Origin of the sequence: Pedobacter aquae, from assembly GCF_008195825.1 — a bacterium.
GTDB lineage: Bacteria > Bacteroidota > Bacteroidia > Sphingobacteriales > Sphingobacteriaceae > Pseudopedobacter > Pseudopedobacter aquae.
Genome location: NZ_CP043329.1, coordinates 1,424,017 through 1,450,270, shown reverse-complemented (window position 1 = coordinate 1,450,270; position 26,254 = coordinate 1,424,017). Strand labels below are relative to the sequence as shown.

General features: G+C 35.2%; 20 protein-coding genes. 12 read left to right on the top strand and 8 right to left on the bottom strand.

Annotated elements, in window-relative coordinates; genetic code table 11:
• Positions 1-2 precede the first annotated feature (2 nt).
• The 3 genes from FYC62_RS06450 to ychF all read right to left on the bottom strand — a co-directional run bounded on the left by FYC62_RS06450 (position 3) and on the right by ychF (position 6,128).
• Complete coding sequence (locus FYC62_RS06450) at positions 3-2,228, bottom strand: DNA cytosine methyltransferase (RefSeq protein ID WP_149074361.1); 2,226 nt, start codon at positions 2,226-2,228, stop codon at positions 3-5.
• Between the two features lie 346 nt (positions 2,229-2,574).
• A complete protein-coding gene (locus FYC62_RS06445; protein ID WP_149073983.1) occupies positions 2,575-4,134 on the bottom strand; it encodes an IS1182 family transposase in 1,560 nt (519 codons plus the stop codon).
• Between the two features lie 893 nt (positions 4,135-5,027).
• Positions 5,028-6,128, bottom strand: coding sequence for a redox-regulated ATPase YchF (gene ychF / locus FYC62_RS06440; protein WP_149074360.1), 1,101 nt, complete (start codon positions 6,126-6,128; stop codon positions 5,028-5,030).
• Positions 6,129-6,298: 170 nt separating this feature from the next.
• On the opposite strand from ychF, the gene FYC62_RS06435 reads away from it, so the two are divergent.
• The 3 genes from FYC62_RS06435 to FYC62_RS06425 are packed head-to-tail and all read left to right on the top strand — an operon-like array spanning position 6,299 to position 9,743.
• Positions 6,299-6,790: a DUF5362 family protein gene (locus FYC62_RS06435; protein WP_149074359.1), complete on the top strand. Its 492-nt coding sequence runs from the start codon at positions 6,299-6,301 to the stop codon at positions 6,788-6,790.
• 36 nt (positions 6,791-6,826) lie between these two features.
• Positions 6,827-9,130, top strand: coding sequence for a family 20 glycosylhydrolase (locus FYC62_RS06430; RefSeq protein WP_149074358.1), 2,304 nt, complete (start codon positions 6,827-6,829; stop codon positions 9,128-9,130).
• 10 nt (positions 9,131-9,140) lie between these two features.
• A complete protein-coding gene (locus FYC62_RS06425; protein ID WP_149074357.1) occupies positions 9,141-9,743 on the top strand; it encodes a hypothetical protein in 603 nt (200 codons plus the stop codon).
• Here the strand turns inward: FYC62_RS06425 and FYC62_RS06420 are convergent.
• Both FYC62_RS06420 and FYC62_RS06415 read right to left on the bottom strand, forming a co-directional pair.
• Positions 9,740-10,345, bottom strand: a complete 606-nt coding sequence (locus FYC62_RS06420; protein ID WP_149074356.1) for a hypothetical protein — start codon at positions 10,343-10,345, stop codon at positions 9,740-9,742. The genes FYC62_RS06425 and FYC62_RS06420 overlap by 4 nt on opposite strands.
• The gene (locus FYC62_RS06415) at positions 10,332-10,829 is read right to left on the bottom strand and encodes an RNA polymerase sigma factor (RefSeq protein WP_039454513.1); all 498 of its coding nucleotides are present in this window, start codon (positions 10,827-10,829) and stop codon (positions 10,332-10,334) included. The genes FYC62_RS06420 and FYC62_RS06415 overlap by 14 nt, the downstream gene beginning before the upstream one ends.
• Positions 10,830-10,937: 108 nt before the next feature.
• On the opposite strand from FYC62_RS06415, the gene FYC62_RS06410 reads away from it, so the two are divergent.
• The 5 genes from FYC62_RS06410 (at position 10,938) to FYC62_RS06390 (ending at position 19,590) form a co-directional block, all read left to right on the top strand.
• Entirely contained in the window at positions 10,938-12,017 is a 1,080-nt protein-coding gene (locus FYC62_RS06410; protein WP_240534832.1) for a formylglycine-generating enzyme family protein, read from the top strand.
• Positions 12,018-12,186: 169 nt separating this feature from the next.
• On the top strand, positions 12,187-12,714 hold the full coding sequence (locus tag FYC62_RS06405) for a hypothetical protein (protein WP_149074355.1): 528 nt from the start codon (positions 12,187-12,189) through the stop codon (positions 12,712-12,714).
• Positions 12,715-12,971: 257 nt separating this feature from the next.
• Entirely contained in the window at positions 12,972-15,173 is a 2,202-nt protein-coding gene (locus FYC62_RS06400) for an alpha-L-rhamnosidase-related protein (protein WP_149074354.1), read from the top strand.
• Positions 15,174-15,180: 7 nt separating this feature from the next.
• A complete protein-coding gene (locus tag FYC62_RS06395; protein WP_149074353.1) occupies positions 15,181-16,254 on the top strand; it encodes a mandelate racemase/muconate lactonizing enzyme family protein in 1,074 nt (357 codons plus the stop codon).
• Positions 16,255-16,263: 9 nt separating this feature from the next.
• Positions 16,264-19,590, top strand: a complete 3,327-nt coding sequence (locus tag FYC62_RS06390) for a glycoside hydrolase family 2 TIM barrel-domain containing protein (protein ID WP_149074352.1) — start codon at positions 16,264-16,266, stop codon at positions 19,588-19,590.
• Positions 19,591-20,248: 658 nt separating this feature from the next.
• Here the strand turns inward: FYC62_RS06390 and FYC62_RS06385 are convergent.
• Positions 20,249-21,217, bottom strand: a complete 969-nt coding sequence (locus tag FYC62_RS06385; RefSeq protein WP_149074351.1) for a sodium-dependent bicarbonate transport family permease — start codon at positions 21,215-21,217, stop codon at positions 20,249-20,251.
• Between the two features lie 10 nt (positions 21,218-21,227).
• Positions 21,228-21,689: an SdpI family protein gene (locus FYC62_RS06380; RefSeq protein ID WP_149074350.1), complete on the bottom strand. Its 462-nt coding sequence runs from the start codon at positions 21,687-21,689 to the stop codon at positions 21,228-21,230.
• Between the two features lie 370 nt (positions 21,690-22,059).
• Between FYC62_RS06380 and FYC62_RS06375 the strand changes: the two genes are divergently transcribed.
• From FYC62_RS06375 to FYC62_RS06360, 4 genes are all read left to right on the top strand, one after another.
• Positions 22,060-23,376: a sensor histidine kinase gene (locus FYC62_RS06375; protein ID WP_149074349.1), complete on the top strand. Its 1,317-nt coding sequence runs from the start codon at positions 22,060-22,062 to the stop codon at positions 23,374-23,376.
• Entirely contained in the window at positions 23,373-24,020 is a 648-nt protein-coding gene (locus FYC62_RS06370) for a response regulator transcription factor (RefSeq protein ID WP_149074348.1), read from the top strand. The genes FYC62_RS06375 and FYC62_RS06370 overlap by 4 nt, the downstream gene beginning before the upstream one ends.
• Before the next feature lie 97 nt (positions 24,021-24,117).
• Positions 24,118-24,516 carry a response regulator gene (locus tag FYC62_RS06365; RefSeq protein ID WP_149074347.1) on the top strand — a complete coding sequence of 133 codons (399 nt, stop codon included), beginning with the start codon at positions 24,118-24,120 and terminating at the stop codon, positions 24,514-24,516.
• Positions 24,482-25,957, top strand: coding sequence for a sensor histidine kinase (locus tag FYC62_RS06360; protein WP_149074346.1), 1,476 nt, complete (start codon positions 24,482-24,484; stop codon positions 25,955-25,957). Before FYC62_RS06365 ends, FYC62_RS06360 begins: the two co-directional genes overlap by 35 nt.
• Before the next feature lie 105 nt (positions 25,958-26,062).
• On the opposite strand, the gene FYC62_RS06355 is transcribed toward FYC62_RS06360, so the two are convergent.
• A complete protein-coding gene (locus FYC62_RS06355; protein ID WP_149074345.1) occupies positions 26,063-26,248 on the bottom strand; it encodes a hypothetical protein in 186 nt (61 codons plus the stop codon).
• Between the last annotated feature and the right edge of the window lie 6 nt (positions 26,249-26,254).

The window sequence follows — 26,254 nt, the reverse complement described above, 5'->3', positions numbered from 1 at the left end:
CTTTAGTCTATATTTTTTAATATTTCCAAAGCCACTGCTCTCGCCATTAAAGGCGGAACGGCATTACCAACCAAAGTAAACTGTGGAACCTCAAATTTTCTTTTGTTTCCACCAGTTGACCGTTTCCCTTGAAAAACAAAACTATCATCAAAAGACTGCAAGCGAGCCATTTCACGAACAGTCAAAGCTCTTGGACTTGCGTAATGGACATAATCATCTGGAATAGTCATAATTGTAGAACTTTGCCCGTCTGCCTTTAGAACATTATAGTTTCTTTTATCAGAAGTAAGTCCTATTCTTTTTAATTCTTCTTTTGCATCATTGTAATTTCCTGCATTAAGAATTACGTCCAACCGCTTCACTACATCGTCATTTTGTTTACTGGTTTTATGATTTTGTAGTGGTGCAACAACGTGTGTTAAGATATTTTCTAATTCTTCAGAGTTTCTAACATAAAAAGGATTTTTTGCATTAGAAAAACGTCCTATTAGTCGTCCTTGCCTAGACCATTCTGCATAAGTTAAACCATTTTTTGCATTGGGTTTGCCATCGCAAGAGCGTTTTTTTATCAAGGCTTTCATTTGCTCTGTAGTTCCATTGTATTTTGCTTTTAAATCAATATTTTCATAATTGTATTTTTCATCGTCATTTCCGATAAAATCTAAATCATATAAAGCTTCAAAAACGGTTACTTTTTCATTAGGAGAAACAGTTGCAGGAACTGTTTTAATTAATTTTTGGTCTTTTCTACAACCAATAAACAAAACTCTTTCCCGATTTTGTGGAACTCCATAATCAGAAGCTAAAGCCACAAACGGTTGTTCGATGTTATACAAGCGAATTTGGGCAAGAATTGCGTTCAATTTTTCTTCGCTTTTTTGTCTTTTAGAAATTTCTGTTAAGCCTTGAACACATTCGTCAAAAGAATAATTATAAATTTCTAAAGCCAAAATAATATCTGCAATCTCATTTTTAAAAGTTGATGCTGGATTTAATTTTTGGAAAGCATTATGAACTTCTTCAATGATATTATTAGGCTCAATTGAAACCAAAAAATCATCAAATTTTGGAGCGAAAAAATCATTATCCAAATCATTATGATTTTTCTCTTGAATGACTTTTTTTCTAATGTACGCCAATTCCTTTGCTCTTTTCAACATATTAAATCCGTGGCGAATAGTTGCAAAATTCATATCGGTTTTGCTCGTTTTATAATCCGCTATTTTTGGGGCTAGAACTCGAAATTTATTTTCTATGTTTTGAATATAGCTTTCTCGAATAGCATCCAATTCTTTGTCAACAGCTTTTTCAAAATTTAATCTTTGTAAATAACAATCAAGTATAAATTGATTTTCGGAACTCGACTTTTTAAGATTAGCTACGAAATGAATTAATTGATAAAACTCTTTTAAGTCAATGATAGAACGGATTTCTTGCAAAATCATTTCTTTAATTTTTCCGCCTTCTTTTGTCAAAATTCCTTTCACATTTTCCATCACAAAATATTTTGGACGGAGTAGCTTTATGACATTCAAATAATGAGCAAACAAATCATCTTTTTTATCGAACTTTTTTCGTTTTCCCGCCAAACTAAAACTCTGACAAGGTGGCCCGCCACAAACAACGTCAATAGTTTGACCTTTGACTTTTTTCAATAAATTATCAATAAAATCTGGCTCAGTAATATCTTGACGCAAAAAATCAGCATCCATTCCTAATTGGTAATTGTAACGAGCCAAATGTGTCAATTCGCAATTTTCATTAATATCACTGCCTAATCGGAAATCATAAAATTTATTTCCATACTCGGCTTGTAAAAAGCCCTCACTAAAACCGCCTGCACCAGCAAACAAATCGAGAAATGATACTTTTTGCATTCTTCCATATTCGGGAGCATCTTCACAAACCATTGACACATCCGTATTTTGTTTTCGACTATTTACCAATGACAAAATTTTCTCTTTAATTTTCACATCAGTAAGCTGACTATGCGGAGCAGATGCAAAATGTTTCTCAACTTCTTGCTTTAAAAACAACAAAAATTTGTTGATTGATTTATGTGTGTATTCTGTTTCCTTGACAAGTTGATTTTTTGCATCCCAATCTTTTCGCAAAACCTTTTCACCAGTTGCAACTTTAACTTGGACATCTTTTTGTCTTAAAACCAAATGAATTGGAAAGTGCTTTGACTTATCAGCTTTATCTAAATAAAATTTCACGTTTACCATATTACGGACATTTTTACGGACACGGACAAATTTACGGACAAATTTCAAACTCGCAAGAAAAACTTGAACTAATTAACACCATCGCTAAAGCAAGCACATTTGCAATTCTCACAGACCAACCGCACAATGCCAAAATTGCAAAAGAGCTTGCTTTTCCCAACGCTCAACAAAGCGACCGAGAAAAGGAGCTACCTATAACAAGGGTAACTGTTGCACAACTCACAAAATAGTTATATAAAATCATTTTATTAATTAAAGAAGCGTTATTTAAAGCTGATATAAGCGAGGCTCATTTTTTTTGGTGTTTTATTGTTTGTAAAAAAAGCGAGTCTCTAAAAGGCTTATTTTAGTTCAGATATAAAGGGTTTAAGAAATTAAGTTTGGTATGCTGATTTAGCTTTAATACATCCACACTTAGGGTGTGATATTTAATTTTAGGACGAGAGAATTTCATCAATTTTTTCAGATTATAGGCCATAGCACTCATTAAGACATGTTTATTAGCGCTGATCATCCCTCTGGTGTTTAGCCGCTTCAAATTCATGAAGTTTATTAAAGTACCTAGTACAGGTTCTACCGTTCTACTCCTTATTTTACTGATAGCTTTTGCGTATAGAGGATTAGCTTTCAGTTTTTGGTGCATACGGTCGTAATAAGGTTTGTCAATACTATCCTCAATCTTTTTGAATTTTGTAGCAGCCCCACAACAAGTGATTCTTAATGGGCAATCTTTGCAATCTGTTTCACTGCTTCTATAGCTTTTCTTTTGATAACCTTTACTATCAGTTTTTATTCCTTTGAAGGCTAATACGGCAAAATTTCCATTCTTCTTTTTACACTCATATTGGTTGCGTAGTGGATTGTATTCAAACCCTTCCCTTTCGGCTTTATATTGACCAAAATTAGGGATGTAAGCATCAATATGATGGGCTTCACAGAAGGCGAGAGCCTCACCACTGCTATAACCAGCATCAGCGGTTATTTGGTCAACAGGAATGTGATGTATGCTTAGGTTTTGTATAGTTTGCGATAAGATGTCGGCAAGGTTTTGGCTGTCTTTATTACCAGCGCTACTAGCACAAGCGGCAGTGATAACATGGTGAGCATCATCCACGGCAAGCTGTCCTGCATAATTGAGCTGTCTTGCTTTTCCGGGTTTGGTACTTATTTTAGCATCTGGATCAGTAGGAGAGTAATGGGTATGGTTACTGAGGTATTTAGGTCGAATAATATTTCCGTTTTCATCGACTTGTTTAGGATGATCCACATGTCCAGGCATTCCCTTGTATTCTTTCTCTTTCCAAGCATGGTGTCGCTCTACAGCCTTTTTGATACTAGCTTTAACTTTATATTCAGAGCCTTCGTTCAGCTCGTTTGCATATTGTTCTACATCGTCAATAATTTCTTTTTCTACTAAGCTATCCATACTAGCATTAGCTTTGATATAAGCACTATCTATAGCTTGACGCTTACCTCTGACCATTCCTTTTGCTATACAAAGGCTAAGTACTTTTTGAAATAATGATAGAAATACATCTTCCCCATAGAGCTGTCTTGTTCTAGAGATGGTAGAATGCCAAGGCAAAGCCTCATCTAAATCGTACTTTAAATACCATCTTACATCTAAACAATTAGCGCAGAAAGCAATAAGCTGCCTATCAGAATTGATATTATTGAGATATCCTACCAAACAAATCTTGAAGAAAACAAGCGGATCAATACTTTCTTGTCCTTCTTTACCATAGTAAGATAATGTTTCTTTATAGAGAAAATTTAAATCAAGAGTTTGTTCAAGCTTACGATAGAAATTATCAGCAGGAACCAAATCATTGATGTTAACTTGATAGATGATTTTAGGTTGAATATGTTTACGCCCTTGCATGAGTAAATATAGTAAAAATATCATTAAATAACTGATAAACAGGTTGTTAAATAAAATTTTTCTTATTGTATTTATTGATGTAGGTATGGTATATTTGGATGGTATAGGAAGTTGTGCAACAAGCACAAGGGTTTTGCGTAATGGCGGGCGAAGTGCCTCGTATGAAACTTTTTACTAAATTTGAACTTTGGTGCTTCGTATCAACAGTAGTGCAAAAATCCGCCACTACGCAAAGCCCAAAAACGTTAGGCAACATTATAAAACTTGAAAAACGTACTAAAAATTGCGACGACGAACTGGATACATTTGCTCGGCTTTTACGCTTCGACTTATGTAAGCCTAATTTTTTTTAGAATTATAGGTCTTGATGGATAACGACCAAGCTTGGAATACGAAACTTTTTTTAAGTTTAGCAACTATTCCTTTTTTGTTCTTTACTTACGGACTCTTAATAATATTCTACTTTTATCTCTCAATTATTATCCTAGACATAATCGGATTTAAATTAACTAAATTAAGAACTAGACAAATATTATTTATAGAATGGATTGTGATAATTCCACCTTTTATCTTTTGGGCTTTTAAGTATGAATATTGGCTTTAATTGACCTTAGCTTTTTCATTTTTAATGACCCAATTGCTTAGAAAACGAAAAATTGAACGAATTAAAAATAACGTCGCCTAATCGAGTACACGGCTCCACCAGAAAACTGACAGAGTATGCCTCTCACACCACCGTATCCCGATGAAAAATCGGGACAGGTTGTACTACTGTTAACTGATATTGTCCTTTTACTTCTTTTTTGAAGATTTATAGTATTTGTTTTGATAGTAATTAATCAACCTCACCACACCCCAAAAAAACAAAAAAGCCAAATCCTCAAAGATTTGGCTTTTCTCTATCTCAAAAATGATTTTTAAACATTAAATCTGAAGTGCATAATATCGCCATCTTCAACTATATAAGTTTTACCCTCAACACCCAATTTACCTGCCTCTTTACAAGCATTTTCAGAACCTAAAGTCACAAAATCTTGGTATTTAATCACCTCGGCTCTAATAAAGCCTTTTTCAAAATCACTATGGATAACGCCAGCAGCTTGCGGGGCTGTAAAGCCTTGCGTAATTGTCCAAGCTCTAACTTCTTGTACACCAGCTGTAAAATAAGTTGATAAATTTAATAAGCGATAAGCCGCTCTAATCAATTTAGCCACGCCAGATTCTGTTAAGCCTAAATCAGCCAAGAACATTTGGCGTTCTTCATAATCTTCTAGCTCAGCAATTTCAGATTCTATCTTAGCAGAAATAATCAAAACCTCAGCATTTTCATCCTTCACAGATTCTTTTACCAAGTCTACATATTTATTTCCTGTATTAACAGAGGTTTCGTCAACATTACAAACATATAACACTGGTTTAACGGTTAACAAGCTTAAGTCTTCAATAAACTCAAAATCCTCAATAGTGATAGGAGCGGTACGGGCAGATTTTCCAGCCTCTAAATGAGATTTTACTACAGATAATATCTCAAAAGTTTTTTTAGCATCTTTATCTGTACCTGTTTTAGCGGTTTTTTCAACTTTTTGAATACGCTTAGTTACCGTTTCTAAATCTTTTAACTGTAACTCGGTATCAATAATTTCTTTATCTCTGATAGGGTCTACAGAACCATCAACATGGATCACGTTACCATCATCAAAACAACGTAAAACGTGGATAATAGCATTAGTAGCTCTGATATTTCCTAAAAATTGGTTTCCTAAGCCTTCACCTTGCGAAGCACCTTTTACCAAACCAGCGATGTCAACAATCTCAATCGTATTAGGAACAACTTTTTGTGGCTTTACCAGTTCGGCTAGTTTGGTTAACCTTTCATCCGGAACGGTAATCACACCAACATTGGGTTCAATAGTACAAAAAGGAAAGTTTGCTGCCTGCGCTTTTGCATTAGACAAACAATTAAATAGGGTAGACTTGCCTACGTTGGGTAAACCAACTATTCCGCACTGTAGTGCCATATTTCTTTATATTATGATTTGTATTTTTTGATGCTCATCTTGATTTTACCAAGAAACCAAGATTAAAATTTGCGCAAAGATAATAGTTTAAGTATAAAATTTTGGTTTAAGTGTGGCTTCCTTTTTAAAGAATTTCATTTATATTCATAAAAATTTAAATTTTACTAAACATGGAAGAAAACAACTACTCAGAAAATCTACAAAATCAAGAAAACTTAAATAAAGAAGAGCCTAAAACATTGGTTTTTAATCTCTCTATAGAAGATTTATTACTAGAAACCGCCAAATGGGGTAAATTTTTAGCCATCATGGGCTTTGTGTTTACAGGTCTTATTGTTTTAGTGGGCTTAGCACTATCTGTTTTTGGAACCTCAATGTTATCAAACTCTCCTTTGGGCGCTATAGGAGGTGCAGCTTTAGGTTTTATTTATATGTTAATGGGACTAGTTTATTATTTCCCTTCTAAATATTTGTATGATTTTGCCGTTTACATCAAACAAGCTGTTTTAATTAAAGACCAAGAATCTTTGGATTATGCGTTTTCCAGATTAAAATCGGTTTATAAATTTTGGGGTATTTTAGTGATTATTTTATTGGTTTTCTACGCCATTGCTTTCTTATTTGGTATTGCATCGGCCATTTTCATGAGTATGGGTTCTTAATTACAAATACTAAGCTTTAAATATTTCAACATCATTATGCGTTTTTACTTTTTTATTCTCTTTGCTCTACTCTCTTGTTCTGTATTTAGTCAGCCTGTAAACAATAACCTAGGTATTATACCAGCACCACAGGAAGTGGTACTCAAAGAAGGTTTTTTTGTGCTTAGCCCACAAACGGCTATTCTTTATCAGCAAGATACAGACAGAAAAATTGCCGAGTTATTTAGAGATTTAGTAAAACAGCATAGCGGTTTTGAGTTGGTGGTGGCTAAAAATTTTATTCAGTCACCAGAACGTTTAATCAGCTTCGTTAATGATGCCTCTCAGCAAAACCCAGAAGCTTATGAAATCAACATCAGCGAAAAGCAAATTACCATAAGTGGGCAAGAGCAAGGGCTTTTCTACGCCATGCAAAGTTTAGCACAATTGTATCAGTTAAATAAAAATAACCTAAGCATTCCGCAAGCTATCATTAAAGACCAACCAAGGTTTCAGTATCGTGGTTTGCATTTAGATGTGGGCAGGCATTTCTATCCGCTAGATTTTATTAAAAAGTATATCGATATCATGGCGATGTATAAGCTCAATAACTTTCACTGGCATTTAACAGAAGACCAAGGCTGGCGCTTAGAGATTAAAAAATATCCAAAACTAACTGAAATTGGTGCATACAGGGCACAAACATTAATTGGTAATTTTCATGACCGTATGCCGCAATGGTTTGATCATAAGCCTTACGGCGGATTTTACACACAAGAAGAAGCTAAAGAAATTGTAGCTTATGCAGCATCAAAATACATCAACGTTATTCCGGAGATAGAATTACCCGGCCATGCTGTTGCCGCTTTAGCATCGTACCCAGAGTTTGCCTGTGGCGAGCATCCCGGTCCTTTTAAAGTAGAAGAAAAATGGGGCGTTTTCCCTGATATTTTTTGTGCAGGTAAAGAAGAAACTTTTAGTTTTTTAGAAGATATTCTTACCGAAGTGATGGCTATTTTTCCATCATCTTATATCCATATCGGTGGCGATGAAGCACCTAAAACACGTTGGAAAACTTGTACTTATTGCCAAAAACGTATCAAAGCTAAAAAGCTTAAAAACGAAGAAGAGCTACAATCTTACTTTATCCAACGGATAGAAAAATTTGTAAACAAAAACGGTAGAAAAATTATAGGTTGGGATGAAATTTTAGAAGGTGGTTTAGCACCCAATGCTACGGTAATGTCTTGGCGAGGAGAAAAAGGTGGCATTGCAGCCGCACAGCAAAACCACGATGTGATTATGACACCTAGCTCAAACGGTTTATATTTAGACCATGTTCAAGGTCGCTCAGACCAAGAGCCGCTTTCCATTGGTGGCGATGGTAGGATAGAGCTGCTTTATCAATACAATCCTACGCCTGCGGTTTTAACTGCGGCACAACAAAAATACATCAAAGGGGTACAAGCCAATATGTGGACAGAATATATGCCTACCACACAAAAGGTAGAGTATATGCTTTTTCCTAGGGTTATGGCTTTAGCAGAAGTAGCATGGACAAATACTTCCCAAAAAGATTATCAAAACTTTGCTAACCAGCGTTTACCATTGCATTTGGGATTGTTAGATCAAACATCAACCCTGTACAGAGTGCCTACAGCTATTGGTGCTAAAGATACCACGCTAAATATACAAACGAGTTATACATTTACATGGAAACCTTCTGTAAAAGATGCTGTTATATACTATACATTAGATGGGAGAATACCTGATGCAACTTGTTCAGTTTATCAAGGAAATTTAGAAGTTACCGTAAAAGAGGGAGAGCGTATTCCGGTAAAATCTATCGTGATAACGCCTTCTGGCAAACGTAGTGCTGTGGTTACCACGTGGTTGGTTAATCGTAAAGCTTTAGAGGCTGTTAAAGATACACCTGCCGTTTCTGGTAGTTTAAAATACCATTATGTGCCGGGTAAATTTACCAGCGTTTTAGAAATTGATACCAATTTGGCCACCAAAAGAGGTTTGGTTAATCAGCTAACCTTAAGTAAAATAAGTGGCAAAGAAAGAAGTTACGGTTTGGTATTTACCGGATACATCAAAGTAAATGAAGATGCAACTTTTGAGTTTTCTTTGTTAAGCGATGATGGCGCTAGGTTATATATTGATGATGAATTGATTGTAGAGAATGATGGTAAGCATGCTCGCTATGAGCGATCTGCTGGGGTTTGGTTAAGACCAGGTCTACACAAAATTAAATTAGCTTATTTTGATGATGGTTTAGGTTCGGCCTTGAAATTATCTGTTAAAGGTACCGACGGAAAGAAAATAGAATTACCCGTAGTAATGATGTTTAATTAGTTTTTATACGATGAATAAAATATTGATATACGTTTTAGCATGTACTTTAGGCTTAGCTGCTTGCGGCGAGGCAGAGCAAGCAGAAAATAAAGCCCCAGAAACTAAAGTAGTTTTACCTCATCCTTTTAAAAGCATACAGAAATTGATGGTAAGACCTGGTTTAGATTTTCATGTTATGAACTGGGGAGAAGGTGCTGATACCTTAAGCGCCGTTTTAGTTTTACGTAGCGATACCTTAAAGCAAGAAAATACAGCTTATAATTTAGAAATAGAAGGTAAGTTTATAGAAGCTTTTAATACCGATATGGATACTGATGGTAATCCGGAGATTTTAATTTATACCACTTTAAATGATGCTACTAAAACTGCCGAATTATACTGTTTAGAGTATAATAATGGCGAGCCTAGTCGAATTAAATTTCCTGCTTTAACCAGTAAGACATCCAAATTATACCGCGGGAAAGATAATTTTTACCTTCACCAAGGTAAACTCAGAAGAGCTTTTGATTTATATGAAAATCCCGATCCAAAAGCAAAACCAACAGCCAAAAAACTTATAGAATACAGCATCAGAAGCAATACTTTTGATATTACCGAAATCAAAGAAAATTAATTTTCTTGGTTGGTAAATTGCTTTTTTAAACGTTCTAGTTCTGCGATAAGCTCGTTAAAGCGTTTCTCTTCTTTACGGATATAAACCACCCTAATTAAGAAGGTACATAAAGCAAACCAGGTGATAGAAAAAGCTACCGCAAGCACCAACGTTATGGTATTTACATGGTTAAAAAACTCGATAAAATACAAACCCAAAGCCAAGGCTAAAGCAAGGGTATAGATATAATAATTACGGGTATTTTGTTGAAAACGCTCTTTTCTAAAGCCCTCAATATAGGCTATATGCTTTTCAGGAGTTTCTAAAAGAGAATCGTTATTTAATGTTTTTAAGTTTTTAATTTGGGTATAGATATAGTAAAAGCAGCAAAGCTCAAAAATGAACATGGCAATATGGGTAGTCCAAGTATTAAAAGAAAGGGTAGCCCACAAATAGCCAATGGTAAAAGCTGCTAAAATCATCCAGATAAGTTCTATCCAAATTTTAGCGCTAAATTTATTCCTCGATTTTTTATAACGAGAAATTAGCTCCTTATAATCAACTTTAGGAGTATTATCGGCTTGTTCGTTCCAAATATTTAATATAGAATCAAAGTCTTTCATGCTTATTAAAAAGTTCTGTAAGCTTGTGTTTAATACGGTGAATTTTAACTCTCAAATTTCCTTCAGAAATACCAGAAATCTCTGCAATTTCTGGATACGGCACTTCATCCATCACCAAAGTAATCAAGAGTCTTTCATTTTCTTCTAATTGGGCAATACAACTGTAAAGCGTTTTTATTTGTTCTTGTTTTTCTGAAGTTTCCTCGGCCTTGTTTTCTATGATGTTTGGTGTTAACTCGTCCTTAGCTTGTCTTTTTTCTGTTTTAAGGTAGGTTAAACAAGTGTTTACAGCTATACGGTAAATCCAAGTAGAAATCATGGCTTGGTTTCTGAATTTATCCAGATTTTGCCAAACTTTCAAGAAAGTCTCTTGCATTAAATCATTCGCACTATCTTCATCATTGGTATAACCAAAACATAAACGATATATTTTCTTAGAATTAGCCTGAAAAATTTCCTTAAAAATTTGTTCCTTCTGAGACATTTATGTGAGTAGTTTTTTTAATTGAGATAGGTTTTGCTTTTAATTGTTACAAATTAGAAGAATAATTTTGATAATTTTAAATTTTATAAGCCAACATATTCCCCTTACATGATGAATCATTTCGGATTTAAACAAAGTATTTTAATTTTAAGCGTATTAAGTATAGCTATTGTTTCTTGTCAGCAAACAACTAAACAAGCTGCTGGTACCGATAGCGATAAAGATAGCCTCGTAAATATCGATTTTAATGGCGATACTTCTAAAACAGGTATGGTATACATTCCTGGTGGTACTTTTATGATGGGTGGCGATAATGAACAAGCCGATAAAGATGAATTTCCAAAACATCAAGTCACGGTTTCTGGTTTTTGGATGGATGAGCATGAGGTTACCAATGCCCAGTTTGCCAAATTTATAGAGGCTACAGGCTATATCACCACGGCCGAGCGAAAACCTAATTGGGAGGAGTTAAAAAAACAGCTTCCTCCGGGCACACCCAAACCAGACGAAAGTCAGTTAGTAGCAGCATCCTTAGTTTTTACCCCAACCGCTGCCGCAGTAGATTTAAACGACTACAGTCAATGGTGGCGTTGGGTAGAAGGCGCTAACTGGAAACACCCAGAAGGCCCGGGTAGTGATATTAAAGGAAAAGACAATTATCCTGTGGTACACATCAGTTGGGATGATGCTATGGCTTATTGCAAATGGGCTGGAAAACGCCTGCCAACCGAAGCCGAATGGGAATTTGCAGCCCGTGGAGGTTTACAAAATGCTATTTATCCTTGGGGTAATGAGCATATCAGTAAAGGAATAAAAGCAAACTCATGGGAAGGGAATTTTCCTTATCAAAATCTTAAAAATGATGGTTTTGATGGTTTAGCACCAATAAAATCTTTCAAGCCTAATGGCTACCAATTGTATGATATGGCAGGTAATGTTTGGGAATGGTGTGAAGATTGGTACAGAAACAACTATTACGAAACCGCTAAGCAAGCAGGCGGGATCACCAATCCACAAGGCCCAACAGACAGCTATGACCCCGACGAGCCTTATACACCTAAAAAAGTGGCAAGAGGTGGTTCTTTCTTGTGTAATGATAGCTATTGCTCTGGCTACCGCGTAGCAAGGCGTATGAAAAGCAGCCCAGACTCTGGCTTAAGCAATATGGGTTTTAGATGTGTGAGGTAGTGTTTTAGGTGGTTAGTCCATAACTGGGGAATTAGGTGTTTGGTTTAGTCTTTTAAACTTTGTAATTTAAATTTCTATTTGTGAAAGTTTTGTTTTAGTTACAATTCATATTACCGATAATTTCTACTCTGCTATGCGGAATACTGTTAGATAATACTAACATATAAAAATGGGGATGATTTTTATTTATGGTTTAGTCTTTTTACTAATATTTTTAAGTATAGGAATAGGACTATTTATTTACTCGATTAGGATAAGCTCTAAAATTGGATTGACAATTTCTGTAATATTGATATTATTAGTCACCTTGGTATCGCTAACTAATACAATAGATGAGTTTACTATTTCAAAAAATGATATAATTATAGAACTAAAATACCTAGGTATTGAGTTAAAAGACGACTTTGAAATCAAAAATAATAAAGTCTCAGGAATGCCGGAGAGAATACAGGAAACAGAAGTTGAAATTACTCAAAAAGATAAACACAGAATAATAAGTGAAATCACAAATTCTGCAAACTTTCGCTCATTTGATTATAGAAATGAACTATTTAGTGATGGAGTAGTGTATAATTTAAAATATCCTGAATTTTACTCAAGGGAAATATTATTTATACTTGATGATACTCCTATAAGAATTTGTGTTTATATTGATGAAAACGCCAACATAATTAAATACCAAAGAATTGAAGAGTAAAAACAAGAATTTGTAATGTTTCCAAAAGTATAATATAAGATTAATTAAAATTGCCCGAATTTTATCCCCGGAGAAATTAATGGTAACTTCCAACTTTACACCTTCAACTTTGAACTCTTTACTTTAAAACCCTTATGCTAACATCATACAATAGCTTGAAAAAATAGTGCAGAAAAGCATTTGCTTTAGTTGATAGCTTTACTAATAAACCTAAAGTGTGTTAAATATTTGGTTAACACCTTTTTATATTAAAAGCTATGCAAATTTTCTACAAAAGACTTTTATTAAGCTGTTTCGCATGTATGTGCTTATTAAATGGCTTTCTATTCAGTTCTAAAGTACAAGCACAAAATAAAACTACACAAGCCACTTGGATATGGTATCCCGGAGATTTTGAAGTTTGGTTAAGCAACCAAATGCAAAACAGAAGAACAGAGCGTGGCACTTTCTTTCCACCTTTCTGGCGTATGGATAGTCATTACGTTTTGGTAGAATTTCATAAAGAATTTAATCTTACACAGCCCGAAGAAATAGAGCTTTTTACAGAAGGACAATACAATGTAAAGCTGAACGGGAAAATGCTTTCTGGCTATCCTAAAAAGCTGCAATTAGCGGCCGGGAGACAAAAAATCAATATCAAAGTTTATGCACAGGATAAAGTTCCGGCTATTTATATCAACGGAAAAACTGTAAAAACTGACGCTTCTTGGTTAGCAACTTTTGAGGATAAAGAATGGATAGATGAAACAGGAAAAGCTTCTGATGCTTCTGGTACAACCTATGTAAATGCAGGGACATGGAATTTCAATTCGCCCAATCAAAAACCTTCAAATTTTAAATTAAGCACTAAACCTAAATATGCTATTAAAACAGATGTTAAAGGTGCTTCCAGATTGATAGATTTTGGACAGGAAACTTTCGGATTCATCAAACTACATGGTTTAAAAGGAAATGGGCAGTTAAGAATTTATTATGGCGAGTCTAAAGAAGAAGCTTTAAGTCCGCAAAAATGCGAAACCATTGATTTTGTAGATGTTAATCTAGCTAAAGCTCAGGATTCTACCTTACAACTCTCTAAAGCTTTCAGATATGTACAGGTAGAAACAGATGCAGGGGTAAAGCTAGATTCGGTTTCTATGTTGTACGAGTATTTGCCTGTTAAAGACAGAGGTACTTTCACTTCTTCTGATGCCGAACTGAATAAAATATGGCAAGTTTCTAAATACACCATGGAACTTACCACGCGTGAGTTTTTTATTGATGGTATTAAACGCGACCGATGGATGTGGAGTGGAGATGCTTACCAAAGCTATTTAATGAATTATTATTTAGGTTTTGATGAAGCCAGCGTAAGAAGAACCATTTTGGCTTTAAGAGGTAAAGACCCGGTTACCAGCCATATCAATACCATTATGGATTATACCTTTTATTGGTTCTTAAGCATTCAAGATTATTACCAATACACTGGCGATAAGCAATTTATCAACTTAGTTTATCCTAAAATGAAAAGCTTAATGGATTTTTGCTTACAGCGTAGAAACCAAAACGGCTTTATGCAAGGTCTTTCCGGCGATTGGATTTTTATTGACTGGGCAGACGGTTTAAGTAAACAAGGTGAAGTAAGTTTTGAGCAATTGCTTTTATGCAGAAGTTTAGAAACCATCGCTTTATGTGCAGATTTAGCAGCCGATGATAAGGCATCAGCATACTATAAAAATGAAGCAGCGCAGCTTAAAACCAAGTTTTTCAATAGCTATTGGAACGCGGATAAACAAGCTATTGTACACAGCAGGATAGAGGGCAAGCAAACAGAAAATGTAACCCGCTATGCCAATATGTTCGCTATTTTCTTTGATTACCTCAACACTCAACAAAAAGAAGGCGTAAAGAAAAATGTCTTGCTGAATGATAAAGTCCAAAAAATCATGACACCTTATATGCGCTTTTACGAGCTAGAAGCTTTATGTGCTATGGGCGAGCATGATTATGTGATGAAAGAGATGAAAAACTATTGGGGCGGAATGTTAAAATTAGGCGCTACCTCATTTTGGGAAGAATATAATCCTAGTAAAAAAGACACAGAGCATTATGCCATGTACGGTCGAGATTTTGGTAAAAGTCTTTGCCACTCTTGGGGCGCTAGTCCGGTTTACCTTTTAGGTAAATATTATTTAGGTGTAAAACCATTAACAGCTGGATATCAGCAATATTTGGTAGAACCGCATCTGGGCGGTTTACAATGGATGCAAGGTACTGTACCTACACCCAATGGCGATATCAGTTTATACTGCTCAACATCAGCCATAAAAATTAAAGCAGATAGCGGTACCGGAACTTTACGTTTAAAAAGTAAAATAAAACCTCAGGCAAAAGGCATCAGCGTTAAGCAAATTGGGCCAAACTATTACGAGTTAAGCATCCCGTCAAATAAAGAATATACCGTTAAATACAAATTATAATTTACGCATGCATTCCATTAAAAGCTATGCTGTTTTTACAGCTAAAGCTAAACTAGAAAAGCCCATAGCAGATGCTACACATACTTTAACAGAAATTTCTTTCATCGTTTTACGTATCCGTCTTAAAGATGGTACCATTGGCGAGTCGTATTTGTTGAGCTTTCAATACAACCCTCAAGCCATTATTGGAGCTTTAAAAGATGCCGGTGAACTGCTTTTAGGAGAAAAGGTTTTTGATACCGTAAAGGTATTTGATAAACTAAACCATGCCAACGAATATTTTGGTATGGAGGGCTTAAACCGTTGGGCACAAGGCGCTTTTAATATTGCCATGTGGGATGCTTGGGCTAAAATATTAGGTCAGCCTGTTTGGAAAGTTCTAGGTGCATCAAAAAGAGAAATCCCTATTTATGGTAGTGGCGGCTGGATTTCTTACAGCACCGATGAACTGATAGATGAAGTTACTCAATACAAAAGCAGAGGTTTTAAAGCCGTTAAAATAAAAGTAGGTAAGCAAGATTGGAAAGAAGATTTAGAACGCTTAAGGCTGGTTAGAGAAGCCGTTGGTAACGAAATCAATATCATGATGGATGCCAACCAAGGGATGAATGTGGCTAATGCTTTACAACTAGCACAAGCTGCTAAAAACCTGCATATCAATTGGTTTGAAGAACCTATTTTACATGATGATTATCAGGGTTTTAAGTTACTAAGAAACCAAGCAGGTATTTCTATTGCTATGGGAGAGCGTGAGTACTCTTTAACACCTTTAAGAGAACTTTTACAAAGAAATGCCATTGATATTTGGCAGCCGGATATTTTAAGATTAGGTGGGGTAGAAGCTTGGAGAAATAGTGCTGCACTTGCGGCAAGTTTTAATGTAAGCGTTTTGCCACATTATTATAAAGATTACGATATCCCTTTACTATGTACCATTTCTAATGGGGCTGGCGCCGAGTCTTTCGATTGGATAGACACGCTTATTGATCATCCTTTAGAGATAAAAGACGGCATGGCTACACCGCATAACACGCCAGGATGGGGCTTCAAATTTAAAGACGAGTACTTAAGACAGGTATAAAAATCAAAAATGAATTATCAAAAACATATTATATGCCGTAAGCTTATTAAGCGAGTTTCTTTAGCTTTTGGCTTGTCTGCTTTTGCTTTTTATCAAGCGCAAGCGCAAACAGTTGATGGTTTGCCAGCTACTGTTCCGCCTGTGCCTGGTATCTTTAATGCAGAACCTTGGGAGCAGCCAGAAATTACCAGTATCAACCGTGATGCTGCAAGGGCTACCGCTTATTCTTTTGCCAGCGAGGCCGATGCTTTAGAAGGTAAAAGAGAGAAATCCAGAATGTTACTCCTTAACGGAGAATGGGATTTTAAATTTGCTTTTAAACCTGCCGATGCTCCTCAGGATTTTTACAAACAAAGGGTTAAAAACTGGGATAAAATAGAAGTTCCATCAAACTGGGAACTAAAAGGTTATGACATTCCTATTTATAAAAGTGCGGTATATCCTTTTCGCCCCATAGACCCACCAAGGGTACCTAAAGATTATAATGCTGTAGGTTCTTTTCAAAAAACTTTCACTTTACCGCAAAACTGGCAAGACATGAATATTACTTTACATTTTGGTGGGGTAAGTTCTGCTTTTAAAGTTTGGTTAAACGGTAAGTTTTTAGGTTATGCAGAGGATAGTTGCCTACCATCAGAGTTTAATGCCACACCTTATTTGCAAAGTGGAGAGAATATCATTTCTGTTCAAGTTATCCGCTGGAGCGATGGTGCTTATTTGGAAGATCAAGACCATTGGAGAATGAGCGGTATACAACGCGAGGTGATGCTTCTGGCAGAGCCTAAAATACGCATTGCTGATTTTCATTATCAGGTTAAACTGGATAAAAACTACCAAGATGCTAAATTTAGCTTAAGACCACGTTTAGATAATTTTACCGGTGTTGCCCCGGATGGTTATATCGTAAAAGCACAATTATACAATCAGCAAAAGCAGCCTGTATTTAGCAAACCTTTAGAGCGCAGTGCCGAGTCTATTATTAACGAATCTTACCCACGCTTAGATAACGTAAAATTTGGTTTGCTTGAAGCCGAAGTTAAAAATCCTTTAAAATGGAGCGATGAAACGCCTCATTTATACACTTTAGTAATTTCTTTGCTTGATAAAAATGGTAAGCTCTTAGAGGCTAAAAGCTGCAAAGTAGGTTTTAGAAGTGTAGAGTTTTCTAAAACCAATAGCAAACTGCTTATTAATGGTAAAGAGACTTATTTGTATGGTGTAAACCGTCATGACCACGACCCAAGAAGGGGTAAAGCGCTTACGCGTGATGATATCAAAAGAGATGTTTCACAATTGAAGCAGTTTAATTTTAATGCCATCAGAACCAGTCATTATCCAAATGACCCTTATTTTTACGAGTTGTGCGATGAGTATGGCATTTTAGTGATGGATGAAGCCAATTACGAAACCCATGGTTTAGGTGGTAAATTGGCTAATGACCAAGCTTGGGTAGCGGCACATTTAGAGCGTGTTACCAGAATGGCTTACCGCGATAAAAATCATCCTTCTATCATCATGTGGAGCTTAGGAAATGAAGCGGGTAGAGGTCCAAGTACCGCTGCTATGGCCGCTTGGTTGCATGATTTTGACATTACCAGGCCAGTACATTACGAACCTGCTATGGGTAGTCATGCCGAAGAAGGTTATATAGAATTGGGCGACCCACGTTATCCTAAAACTAACGACCATTCGCATCGTTTACAAAACCCAGTGGATCAATATTATGTAGACATGGTAAGCAGGTTTTACCCGGGAGTTTACACCCCAGAACTTCTGCTTAATCAGCAAAACGGGGATAAAAGACCAATACTTTTTGTAGAATACTCGCATTCTATGGGAAACTCTACAGGTAACATGAAAGAGTTTTGGGATATTTTTAGAAGTCAGCCACGCTTAATAGGTGGCTTTATTTGGGATTATAAAGACCAAGGCTTGTATAAAAAAGATTCAACTGGGCTAGAGTTTTTAGCTTATGGAGGAGATTTTGGAGAGAAAAACCACAGCGGTAATTTTAATCTTAATGGTATTGTTGCATCAGATGGCAGACCCAAAGCCGCTATTTACGAGTGTAAAAGAATTTACCAGCCTGTAGAAACAGCCTTAATTGATGCTGAAAAAGGTGTTTTGAGAATTCAAAATCGTCATGCTAGTAAATCACTAGCGGGTTATAACATCCATCTCATCATCAGAGAAGATGGAGAAATTATCCTGAATAAACCTTTGCCAATTTTAAATCTTGAAGCAGGAAAAGAAACTGAAATTAGCATAGCTAAATATTTACCTAGTTTTAAAGCGGGCAGCGAGTATTTGGCTGATATACATTTTACCCTTGCTAAAGATGAGCTTTGGGCTAAAAAAGGTCATGAAATAGCTTCCAATCAATTTGCTTTAACAGGATTGGCCCAGCATAGAAAGTATAAAAGAAATTATGCTAACATCACGGTTAAAGAAAGCCCACACGAGTTTCAGCTACAAGGTAAAACCTTCACGGTTAAGTTTAATAAAGCAAATGGGGCTTTAGTTTCTTATGTAGTGGCTGGTAAAGAACAAATTTTCCAACCTTTATTGCCAGATTTTACTCGCCCACAAACAGATAACGACCGTCGTGGTTGGAAACCAACAAAAAAACTTAAACCTTGGTATGATAGCGAAATTAAATTAGCATCCATCAGTTTAGACCAAACCCTAGCTAACAATATTAAAATCAAGAGCTCTTATACCTTAATTCAAGATAGTGCCCGTGTAAATGTTCTTTATAGCATTAATGGCGATGGGGTAATAAAAGTAGATTATGCTTTAGAAGCGCATCCGGCACTGCCTAACATCCCTAAAATTGGTATGCAAACAGCAACCGCTCGTGATTATAGCCAAATCAAATGGTATGGACGTGGCGAATTAGAAAATTATGTAGACAGACGCTACGGTTTTGATGCTGCCATTTACAGCCAATCTTTAGCTCAGTTTATGGAACCTTATGTATATCCTCAAGAAAACGGTAACAGAACAGATGTTCGTTGGATGTTCCTCAATAACAACAAGGGGCAAGGCTTAATGGTTGTAGCCGATAGTTTATTAAGCATGAGCGCTTGGCCTTTTACAGAGAAAAATATATCAGAAACCAAACATTGGCATAAACTTAAAGACGCTGGCTTTATCACCTTGAATATAGATTTGATACAAATGGGTGTAGGCGGTAATGATACCTGGTCTGATGTTGCTCAGCCTTTAGTGCAATATCAAAACAAGGCTAAAAATTACAATTACAGCTTTTATTTGTACCCAATTACAGCATTAAAAGAAAAAGAAGGTGCTTTAGCTAAGAAGTTAATTTTTTAGCGCATCTAATTGCAATACGAAGCTAAGGCAGGTGATTTTTTTGATAATTAAAATAATTAGCCAACAGTAGGCAGAAAATAAAAAGCTGGATAACGTTTTTATGGATTAACTAAGCTTAAAAAATATATATCATGCTAATTACAAGGTTTTTAGGGAACTCAGAAAACATATTGTTTGCTGCAGCTAGAATTCTCCTTGAATGGTCTGATTTTTAGAATCTGCACAAATTCAAAAGGAATATTCAAAATTTGAAACCAACGTTTAATAGAGGTTTACAAGTCTTTATCCAACTTTTGCACTCTCTAGGTAATCATTGGTTTAATTATCGTAAAATTCAAAATGAAAAAAAATCAAAACCACCCAACCACCCAACCAACTAAGAACCTAACAAACTAACCACCTAACAAACTAACCACCTAACCAACCAACTAACAAATCAACCACCTAACAAACTAACCACCTAACCACCTAACCAACTAACAAACCAACCACCTAACCACCTAACCAACTAACAAACTAACCAACTAACCACCTAACAAACTAACCAACAAACTAACCAACCACCTAACAAACTAACCAACTAACAAACCAACCACCTAACAAACTAACCAACTAACCACCTAACCAACTAACCACCCAACCAACTAACCACCCAACCTCAACTACATAAGACTACCGCTAAATAAGCAGGCATTCCTATGGTGATATTTACAGGAAAAGTTACGGCTAAGGCCATTGGAATAAAAATACCGGGATTTGCTTTGGGTACTGCAATTTTCATGGCAGCTGGTACGGCTATATAAGAAGCGCTAGCTGCTAAAACAGCCATAATAAACCTATCGCCAGGTTCTTGCGTGATGATTCTGCTTAGATAAGCTACAATAAGTCCATTTACAAGCGGAATAACCGTAGCAAAAAGAATAGTGAATTTACCGCTTTTTAAGAAGTCTTGAAGCTTTCTACCGCTTACAATACCCATATCTAATAAAAATATCGCAAGGAAACCTTTAAAAATGTCAGTAGTGAAAGGTTTAATGCCCATAGCTTGTTCATCGCTAGCTAAAAGCCCAATGATTAAGCTTCCTAAAATAAGTAGTACGCTACCATTGGTAAAGGAGTGCTTAATAATTTGTTTTAAGCTTTGTTGTTCTTTTGAAGCATCGTTTTTAACAAAAATTCTAATTAAAATTACCCCAATGATGATGGCAGGCGCTTCCATTAATGCCATTACAGCAACCATATGGCCATTAAAGCCTATGTTTTGGATTTCTAAAAAAGAAACTGCTGTAACAAAAGTAACTGCACTTACAGAGCCATAAGCGGCAGCTATAGCTCCAGCATTATAAACAGAGAGCTTTTTCTTGAGGATAAAGAAAGTATAAACCGGGATAATGGTGGCTGTACACATCCCGAAGATGATAGCGTAAATAATAGACATGGAAAACTCGCTATGCGCTAATTCTTGTCCGCCTTTAAAACCAATAGAGAATAATAAATAAAGAGAAATGAATTTTGATGTTTGGTCTGGTATAGCTAAATCACTTTTAAGTCTTACAGCTACAATTCCAAGAATAAAAAATAAAAGAGCAGGGTTTGTTAAGTTGTCAATTAAAAGATGAAGATCCATTAGTTTAGGGTTAATTAGGGAAAATTGCTTTGTTGGCAATGCTATAGCTATCGTTACTTTCTAACTGGGCTACTTCAATACCATGTTTATGAAATTGTTTAGGGTAATTTTTTGTGAGCTTTTTATGGTTTGTATCTTGCTTTAAAGCCAAATGATTAAAGTTTATATCATGACTTTTTTTAGGGATATCAACTTTTGTTGTCTGTTTGTTATTACTATTAAAGTTCCATTCTAAATTGTTTTCTGTAGTTGCTAGATGATCTCTCTTACCATCAGCTAGTTTCCTACTGGTCATTTTTAGGCTCAATTCCATTTGCTTTTTTCCTATCCATATTAATGTAAGAATCGCTACAACCAAACCCAGTTTGCTAAAAGGTTCATCAGTTATAAAACTGTTAATGATTAATAAAAGAGATATAGCAAATAGGGAAGGAGCAAGTAGTTTGTGGGTGTAGTAGAATATTCTTTTCATGTTTGATATTTCTAACGCTCCAAATTTGAAACTTAAAATTCATAAATTATTATTTATACTTTATATGATTATCATAAAAGAAGTTTATGGTAATGCTTGTGGAATCCTCCCTATAAAATAGCGTTTCAAGCAATAAAAAGGATGGAACTAAATTTGTTAAGCTATTCATAGTTAAATCATTTACATCGTTGAAAAAATAGTTTATCAACCTATCATCAACCAAAAGGAAATACAAAAATCTGGTAAAACAGCGCTTCAAGATTCTGATTTTGATAAGATAACCTCAGAAGTTTTAGCGTTTTTGCCTGTTCCATGTCTTATTTTAAAGACTGATTTTACAGTTTTATACTACAATCAAGAAGTTTTTAAATTGCTTAATATACCAGATGCGCTATTAGCTCATGCTGATTTTCTACAAACGCTGCATCTTAAAGAAAAAGAGCAAAAACTCATTAGAAACAAGCTAAAAAACATGATGTTAAATGAGGTTTTTAGTTTCGTTTTTCAGCTAAACCAATCAGAAATAAAATATACCATGCTTATAAAAAAGAACAAGGCAAAAAAGGGCAAGGTATATTTTGTAAACTTGGTGCAGCAACAGCTAGATGCTAATTTTGTGAAAGAGCAAGAATTAAGTATGATTCTAAAATCTTCTTTAATAGCTACTTGGGTTTTTAATTTAGATGATTTAACCTTCAAAATCAATAATTTTAGTAAGATGCTGTTCCCTAAAACTAAAACAGCCATTTTTTATCTCATAGAAGATTTCACAAAGCTTATCTACCAAGAAGATATAGAAAGAGTACAAAAAGCCATATTAGAAGCTGCAGAAAAGCATACGGAATTAGATATAGAATTTAGGGTTTTAAACCAGCAAAATTACCCAGTTTATTTAGCTATGCGAGGGCATATGCTTAAGCATAATGCTGATAAACATTATTTAGCTGGTATTTTAATTGATGTTACAGAAAAGAAAAACCTGCAAAAGCAAGCAGAAAATTTACGCTTAAACCAGCAGCGTGTTATTTTAGATGCTACTTATTGGGCACAGGAGAAAGAGCGAAAGAAAATAAGTGAGGTTTTACATGATAGTGTTAGTCAGTTACTTTACGGTATAAGGCTTAATATACAGGGCTTACAACTTTCTGGCTTTAAAAATGAGGCTTTTGTGAATATCAATCGCTTGCTAGACCAAGCAGTAAAAGAAACCAGAGCCATTGCTTACGATTTAAAGCCTTCTATTTTAATAGATTTTGGTTTTGTTACTGGCGTTAAAGAACTGGCAGAGCGTTTAAGTACCGCAAATTTTAATATTAAGGCTTATGTAAACACGCTATCAGATAAGCTTCATCCCGAGGTTCAGTTGTCTCTCTTCAGAATTATTCAAGAGTTACTTAATAATATCATCAAACATGCCCAAGCCACAGCATCAGAAATTATTGTTTTCACTGATGATGAAAAGGTAGATTTATCAGTACATGATAATGGTAAAGGTTTTGATGCCAAGCATCCAGAAATTTTAAGAGGTTCTGGTATTAGAGAGATAAAAAACAAGGTGTTTTTATTGAATGGAACGCTCAATATTCAATCTAAAAAGGGAAAAGGTACACATATTGCTATCAGGTTCAGGATAGCGGATGCTATAGCAGCATTGTCTGTTATTTTAAATATAAAACACCTATCATGATAAACATTATACTTGCCGAAGACCACAATATTGTTAGAAACGGCGTTAAAATATTATTAGAGAGAGATGCAGATTTAAAGGTAGTAGCTGAAACAGAAAACGGTAAAGAAGTATTAAATTTATTGCAAACAGGTATAGAAGCCAGTATCATTTTAGCTGATATCAATATGCCTGATATGGATGGGATTAGTCTTTTAAAACAGATGAAACAAAAATATCCTGATGTACCCATTATTATTCTTTCTATGCTAGATAATGAGCAATACATTATTGAAGCTTTTAAAGAAGGGGCATCGGGCTATTTGTTCAAAAACATCAGTGCAGATGAATTAATTTTTGCTTTAAAACATGTTCATACTGGCAATAGGTATATCTGTACAGAGCTTTCTTTAAGGTTGTTAGATAGGTTGATGAATTTACCATCACAAAGAAAAAATTGGGCTTTACATCATGATTTTTCTGCCCGGGAAATAGAAATTTTACATCTTATGTCTGAAGGCTATACCAATAATGAAATGTCTGATAAGCTTTTCATCAGTAAAAGAACTATAGAAGGTTATAGGCAAAATCTTATTGATAAAACCAAGGTTAAAAATACTGCAGCATTAATAAAATACGCTGTTTTAAACGGAATTATAGAGTAGTTTTACCGTATTTATACGGTATATAATGGGTATTTAAACTTGTTAAAGAGTTAATTTACCTATGTAATTTAGTGCTTCCTGTAACTCTTCATCTACCATGAGGTTGCAGGCTACCTATTTGGAGTTTATGCCTTTAATATTAATCTTAGATGATGATCAGGAGTTTCTGGACATTTTAAAATCTTATCTTCAAAACCATGGTTTTGAAGTTGTAACCGCTTCCTATACTGCTGATATTTTTATCCTCATTCAAGAACATCAGCCCCGGCTTATTATTCTTGATTTTCTCATTAACGGACTTAACGGTGGTGAAATTTGTTCGGTCATTAAGAAAAATCCACAAACAGTAGCAATACCTGTTATACTCATGTCTGCTTTTGATAAGCTCATTTATTCTTTAGGTAATTATGGCTATGATGTCTTCTTATCTAAACCCTTTGATTTAACTACTATATTAATTCATGTTAAAAATCTTACCCATCATGATGAACTTTGACATGCAGAAAATATGGTATACCTATATTTTTAACACCCAGAAAATGGCTCGAAGGAGCAATTTAAAAATGTTTTTGGTTCCTCTGGCTTTGGCGCTAATAGCCATTTGGTTTAAGTTTAGTTTTTTTAACCATGATTTTTTTGTGGTGCCTTATTTAATGTTTGTATCTGTTATCTTGGTAAGCGCATCTTATGGAGGTAGCAAATCAGCCTTTTATGCTACCATCATCACTTTTGGCTTCACTTTATATTTATTGTTTTTTGGTTCATCATTGTTAGAAGAGCATTTTAAAATTGCCGCATTTCAAGCGGTAGTTTTCCTCATCAATGGTTTCCTCATCAGCATTTTGGTAAGGCATATTCAGGTTATCCAACGAAAGTTGCTTAGCAGTAAAGAAAAATACCGAGGCATGGTAGAACAAACAGATGAAGGTTTTTTTATGCTAGATAGAGAAGGTGTTATTCTTTACAGCAGTCCGTCTGTAAGTAAATTCTTAGGCTTTCAGGAAAAAGAGCTTAAGGGTAAAGCTTTAACAGCACTGCTGCACCAACAAGAGGTAGACAATTTTACTTTATCACTGATGAAACTTGTAGCCCATAAAGGCAGCTTTAAAAATAAACAGCACCAATTTATTGCAGCCGATGGAAATCAAGTATGGGCCGAGCTAAGTGTAGCTAACCTTTTGCAAGAATCTAACATAGAAGCACTGGTACTTCACTTTAATAATGTTACGGAAAGAGTGGTGAAAGAAAAACAGCAGGAAGATTTTATTCATATGGCAACACATGAGCTAAAATCTCCGGTAACGGTACTAAAAGGTTATTTACAATTGCTGATACATAAAATGAGCATAGATAAAAGCCTTTATTTTGATTTTCTACAAATGTTGTATAAGATGGATGGCCAGCTCAATAAGCTATTAGGTTTAATTACTGATATGCTAGAGTCTACACATATTAAAGCCGGAGAGTTAAACTATCATTTTGCTTTATTTAACTTAACAAATTGTGTGAGAGACTGCGTAGAAGGTATAAAAACAGCAAACCCTCAACATCAATTTAAATGTGAGCTTATTGATGATGAAACTATATTAATAGAAGGGGATAAAGACCGTATTGGCCAAGTTATCATCAACTTTTTAACCAATGCCATTAAATATTCGCCAGACAAATTCGAAGTTCAAATTAGCATGGAAAAACAGGCTAATGAAGTTAAAGTAAGCGTTAAAGATTTTGGTATTGGCATCCCCAAAGAGAAACAACAAGCTGTTTTCGACCGTTTTTACCGTGTAGATACTTTACCCAAAAATACCTTTATGGGTTTAGGATTGGGCCTGTACATAGCCGCAGAAATCATCCTCAAACATCATGGTAAAATAGGCGTAGAAAGCGATGAAGGCCAAGGCTCAGAATTTTGGTTTAGCCTGCCTTTGTTGGGTTGAAATGGAGTTTATAGTTGTAAGTATAAGCGTTTAAACTACTGAAAAGCTTACTTAAAACAGAACTGATATACTGACAACCAACAAAAACTGGTGACCAACAAACCCTTATCCACCACCATCATCCACATGTTTGGTTGGTGTTGCGCCTGTTTGTTTCTCTTTTTGGTTGCGTTCTTCATCGTTTTTAGGTGCTAGTTTTTCTAATTGGTCTTCTTGCTTAGCACCTTTGATGATGTCTGTTTCTCTTACTTTAATCTCTGTTTTTTGTTGGTCTTTAGCTTTGTTTTTCATGGTGTA

Coding starts and splice junctions, on each gene's coding strand:
- FYC62_RS06415 (WP_039454513.1), bottom strand. CDS start 10,829: ATGTCTCAGAAGGAACAAATTTTTAAGGAAATTTTTCAGGCTAATTCT.
- FYC62_RS06355 (WP_149074345.1), bottom strand. CDS start 26,248: ATGAAAAACAAAGCTAAAGACCAACAAAAAACAGAGATTAAAGTAAGA.
- ychF (WP_149074360.1), bottom strand. CDS start 6,128: ATGGCACTACAGTGCGGAATAGTTGGTTTACCCAACGTAGGCAAGTCT.
- FYC62_RS06410 (WP_240534832.1), top strand. CDS start 10,938: ATGATGAATCATTTCGGATTTAAACAAAGTATTTTAATTTTAAGCGTA.
- FYC62_RS06385 (WP_149074351.1), bottom strand. CDS start 21,217: ATGGATCTTCATCTTTTAATTGACAACTTAACAAACCCTGCTCTTTTA.
- FYC62_RS06430 (WP_149074358.1), top strand. CDS start 6,827: ATGCGTTTTTACTTTTTTATTCTCTTTGCTCTACTCTCTTGTTCTGTA.
- FYC62_RS06400 (WP_149074354.1), top strand. CDS start 12,972: ATGCAAATTTTCTACAAAAGACTTTTATTAAGCTGTTTCGCATGTATG.
- FYC62_RS06435 (WP_149074359.1), top strand. CDS start 6,299: ATGGAAGAAAACAACTACTCAGAAAATCTACAAAATCAAGAAAACTTA.
- FYC62_RS06420 (WP_149074356.1), bottom strand. CDS start 10,345: ATGAAAGACTTTGATTCTATATTAAATATTTGGAACGAACAAGCCGAT.
- FYC62_RS06425 (WP_149074357.1), top strand. CDS start 9,141: ATGAATAAAATATTGATATACGTTTTAGCATGTACTTTAGGCTTAGCT.
- FYC62_RS06360 (WP_149074346.1), top strand. CDS start 24,482: ATGTTAAAAATCTTACCCATCATGATGAACTTTGACATGCAGAAAATA.
- FYC62_RS06370 (WP_149074348.1), top strand. CDS start 23,373: ATGATAAACATTATACTTGCCGAAGACCACAATATTGTTAGAAACGGC.
- FYC62_RS06405 (WP_149074355.1), top strand. CDS start 12,187: ATGGGGATGATTTTTATTTATGGTTTAGTCTTTTTACTAATATTTTTA.
- FYC62_RS06390 (WP_149074352.1), top strand. CDS start 16,264: ATGAATTATCAAAAACATATTATATGCCGTAAGCTTATTAAGCGAGTT.
- FYC62_RS06380 (WP_149074350.1), bottom strand. CDS start 21,689: ATGAAAAGAATATTCTACTACACCCACAAACTACTTGCTCCTTCCCTA.
- FYC62_RS06395 (WP_149074353.1), top strand. CDS start 15,181: ATGCATTCCATTAAAAGCTATGCTGTTTTTACAGCTAAAGCTAAACTA.
- FYC62_RS06445 (WP_149073983.1), bottom strand. CDS start 4,134: ATGATATTTTTACTATATTTACTCATGCAAGGGCGTAAACATATTCAA.
- FYC62_RS06450 (WP_149074361.1), bottom strand. CDS start 2,228: ATGGTAAACGTGAAATTTTATTTAGATAAAGCTGATAAGTCAAAGCAC.
- FYC62_RS06365 (WP_149074347.1), top strand. CDS start 24,118: ATGAGGTTGCAGGCTACCTATTTGGAGTTTATGCCTTTAATATTAATC.